This window comes from Streptococcus mitis, from assembly GCF_047459985.1.
Taxonomy (GTDB): Bacteria; Bacillota; Bacilli; order Lactobacillales; family Streptococcaceae; genus Streptococcus; species Streptococcus mitis_DZ.
Map to the genome: position 1 here is coordinate 1 of NZ_JASHHD010000030.1, position 3,904 is coordinate 3,904.

The window sequence follows — 3,904 nt, forward strand, 5'->3', positions numbered from 1 at the left end:
TTATAATCAGGTTTTTCTTTGTGAAACATAGGGATTACCTCACAACTCTTCTTACCTCTATTATACGACTTTACACAAAGAAAAGCCCTTAGAAACTTGTGTTCTAAGGACTTTGTCTTCAATCTGAGAAAAGGAGCTTAGAGCTCCTTTTCTTATTTTTGTCTTTCTTTATGGCGTTCATAAGCCTTGAGCTGACGCTGCAGTTCCTTTTTGATAGCAGGTTCTGGAGCATACTTTTCTTCCCAATCATCTGGCTTTAAGATTTTGTGGGTCACTGGATCAAAATGAGCCTTGCCATCTGGGAAAATTTTCCCCATATTAGCCTGATGGACAATATCAAAAATACGTTCTGGGTCCACCCCCATCAAGACAAAACTACCATAGGTGAAATAAAGTGTATCAATCAAGGCATCCACCTGGCCTATCAAATCTTGCTGGGCAGGCGTCTTCTTAGCTACTTTATCTGCTGCCTTATCAAGAGCTTGATGAAGTTGCGATACAGCTTGACCAAAATCCTCTTCAGAAGAGCTGGCAGCTCTAACAAACTCCACCAATTCTTCTATTTTAAAGCCAGCCCTGTGGGTTGCACCTTCTAAATCCCAAGCTCGAGGTTCTTCTTGGGTCCGTTCATCCATCATGTGATGGAAGGTCTTGACCTTATTGAAATGATAGTCACGGCTGACAAAGACTTTTTCTGAAGCCAGAACACCAAAATGTTCCAAGGCCTTGTGGATTCCGTCTTGCTGATTGCTGGTAGTGATGTGCTTGGCAACTTCCTTGACACTGCTACTACCATTTCCCATAGCGACCGACATACCGACACCCGCTAGCATTTCTAAGTCGTTATCTGAGTCACCAAAGGCCATCACTTGGTTGAGGTCAAAGCCATATTCCTTCCCAACTCGGCGAATGCCTTCCAATTTAGAGTTTCCTTGATTGATGACATCCGCTGCAAAAGGATTGCTACGTGTCAATTTCAAGTCTTGAAAATCAGTTGCTGCCTTCTCAGACTCTTCGGGCGTCATCAGCATCAAAACTTGGTAGATAGGCTGATTCATCAGGTGAAGCAGGTCTTCCTCCTTTTGGGGAACAACCTTGCTGACCATACGATTAAAGGAATGACTCACCGTCCGAGTTAAAACAGAGGGAACGAAGCGACTGATTCGTTGGGAAAAAGAACCCAGACCAAAAGACATGATTTTGGAACCCAGCATGGCATCCTTGGTCCCTAGGGCAATCTCCTTGCCCTCTTTTTTAGCATACGAAATGAGATGGCGCAAATGTAACTTGGAAATAGGGCTCGTGAACAAGACTCTTTCTTTATTAAAAATATACTGGCCATTGTAGGTTACCGCAAAATCCAGATCCAAATCGTCCATCAATTCCTTAACAAAAAAAGGTCCTCGTCCTGTCGCTACACCAACTAGCACCCCTTGCTCTTTGACAATCTTAATCGCGTCCTTAGTGGATTTCAAAACACTCTTGCGATCGTTTACCAAGGTTCCATCGATATCAAAAAAAACAGCTTTGACTTCCATCCTATCCCAATCTCCCCTTTTGTGATACAATGATTATACCACATTTCAGAAAGAGTGAGTAAATCATGCCTAAGAAAATCCTTGTTTTACATACAGGTGGGACTATTTCCATGCAGGCCGATGCTTCTGGCGCTGTTGTGACGAGTTCAGATAATCCCATGAACCATGTGTCCAATCCTCTTGAGGGAATCCAAGTTCACGCCTTAGACTTTTTTAACCTGCCAAGCCCCCATATCAAACCCAAGCATATGCTGGCCCTCTACCAAAAAATCAAAGAGGAAGCCGCTAACTACGATGGGGTGGTGATTACACACGGGACCGATACATTAGAGGAAACTGCCTATTTCCTTGATACCATGGAAGTTCCCCACATGCCTATCGTTCTAACAGGTGCCATGCGTAGCTCCAACGAACTCGGCAGTGACGGTGTTTATAATTATCTGAGTGCTTTGCGGGTGGCTAGCGATGACAAGGCTGCTGACAAAGGGGTTTTAGTCGTTATGAACGATGAAATCCACGCCGCCAAGTATGTTACCAAAACACATACGACCAATGTTAGTACTTTTCAGACTCCTACCCACGGCCCCCTTGGTCTCATCATGAAACAGGAAATACTCTACTTCAAAACAGCTGAACCTCGTGTTCGCTTTGACCTTGATCACATACAAGGCTTAGTACCTATCATCTCAGCTTATGCTGGTATGACAGATGAGCTGATTGATATGCTGGATTTGGAACAATTGGACGGTTTGATTATCCAAGCCTTCGGAGCGGGCAATATTCCCAAGGAAACGGCTCAAAAATTAGAAAACCTTCTGCAAAAAGGAATCCCAGTCGCCCTGGTTTCACGATGCTTTAACGGTATTGCTGAACCTGTTTATGCCTACCAAGGTGGGGGCGTGCAGTTGCAAAAGGCAGGCGTCTTCTTTGTTAAAGAACTCAACGCCCAAAAAGCCCGCTTGAAACTCCTCATTGCCCTCAATGCTGGACTAACAGGGCAGGCTTTGAAAGACTATATGGAAGGCTAACTCCCTTCTATAAAAACAAATCAGGAAATCTGCACGATTCCCTGATTTGTTCTATTTACGTTTTCGTGTTGAACGACGTTCTGTCAAACCATGAGGTAAGAGAACTTCACGTTCTTCCAACTCTTCCTTGTGCATAATCTTAGTCAACATACGCATACTAATGGCACCAAGGTCATAAAGAGGTTGAGCAATAGTTGTCAAGTTTGGACGGGTAAAGCGTGAGATTTGTGAATCATCACTAGTAATGATTTCAAATTCTTCTGGCACAGACACACCGTGATCAGCCAAACCATTCAAGACACCTGCTGCCAATTCATCACCTGTTACAACTGCTGCAGTTGCATTTGATGAAATCAAGCGTTCTGCCAAGGCATAACCGTCTTCATAAGTGTATTTGGATTCAAATACCAATCCTTCGCTATAAGAAATCCCTGCTTTTTTCAAGGCTTCCTTGTAGCCAACTAAACGAACCTTACCATTGATATCATCCACTAGTGGACCACTAACGAAAGCAATGCGCTCATTTTCTTTAGCAAGGTAGCTCACTGCATCAATCGTAGCTTGTTTGTAGTCAATATTGACACTTGGAAGCTGATGTTCTACATCCACAGTTCCTGCAAGAACAACTGGTGTCCGAGAACGAGAAAACTCTGAACGAATTTTTTCAGTCAAGTGATAGCCCATAAAGATGATACCATCCACTTGCTTAGAAAACAGTGTATTGACAACTGAAACTTCCTTGTCATCATCCTCATCACTATTAGCAAGGACGATGTTGTACTTGTACATTTCAGCGATATCGTCAATCCCTTTAGCAAGCGTTGAGAAATAGCCATTGGTAATATTGGGGATCACGACACCGACAGTGGTTGTCTTTTTACTTGCAAGACCACGCGCCACTGCATTTGGACGGTAATCCAAACGGTCAATCACCTCAAGCACTTTTTTACGAGTATTCTCTTTTACATTCTTATTGCCATTGACTACACGGCTAACCGTCGCCATTGAAACTCCTGCTTCACGGGCGACATCATAAATCGTTACTGTATCGTCTGTATTCATTCCATTTCCTTTCTATTTCATACCTCACGAGACTCTAAAAAAGAGACGGTATGAAAATTTCGTTTTCATGATTCTACTTATTCCATTTTATCACTAATTGTAAACACTTTCAAGCATTTTTTGAAGATTGTTTGAAAAAAATTTCATAGGATAACTTCTCAAAGTAACTTCCACTTGTCTGACCAAAGTGGAAGTTAGTCTAAAACGGATTTTTATGGTGGAATTAAGTATGAGACGTTTGAGTTAGAAATGAGGTCTACTATGACAAAACATAAA

The 3,904-nt window shown here is 42.6% G+C and carries 3 protein-coding genes; 1 reads left to right on the forward strand and 2 read right to left on the reverse strand.

Annotation, left to right across the window (positions count from 1 at the left end; translation table 11 throughout):
• Positions 1–152: 152 nt before the first annotated feature.
• Positions 153–1,538 (reverse strand): Cof-type HAD-IIB family hydrolase, encoded by a 1,386-nt coding sequence (locus tag QM959_RS09365; RefSeq protein ID WP_247935020.1) that lies wholly within the window; start codon positions 1,536–1,538, stop codon positions 153–155.
• Positions 1,539–1,603: 65 nt separating this feature from the next.
• Here QM959_RS09365 and QM959_RS09370 point away from each other — a divergent pair, with 65 nt between their 5' ends.
• The gene (locus tag QM959_RS09370; RefSeq protein ID WP_247935021.1) at positions 1,604–2,566 is read left to right on the forward strand and encodes an asparaginase; all 963 of its coding nucleotides are present in this window, start codon (positions 1,604–1,606) and stop codon (positions 2,564–2,566) included.
• Positions 2,567–2,617: 51 nt separating this feature from the next.
• On the opposite strand, the gene ccpA is transcribed toward QM959_RS09370, so the two are convergent.
• On the reverse strand, positions 2,618–3,628 hold the full coding sequence (ccpA, locus tag QM959_RS09375; protein ID WP_049521372.1) for a catabolite control protein A: 1,011 nt from the start codon (positions 3,626–3,628) through the stop codon (positions 2,618–2,620).
• Positions 3,629–3,904: the final 276 nt, after the last annotated feature.

Coding starts and splice junctions, on each gene's coding strand:
- QM959_RS09365 (WP_247935020.1), bottom strand. CDS start 1,538: ATGGAAGTCAAAGCTGTTTTTTTTGATATCGATGGAACCTTGGTAAAC.
- QM959_RS09370 (WP_247935021.1), top strand. CDS start 1,604: ATGCCTAAGAAAATCCTTGTTTTACATACAGGTGGGACTATTTCCATG.
- ccpA (WP_049521372.1), bottom strand. CDS start 3,628: ATGAATACAGACGATACAGTAACGATTTATGATGTCGCCCGTGAAGCA.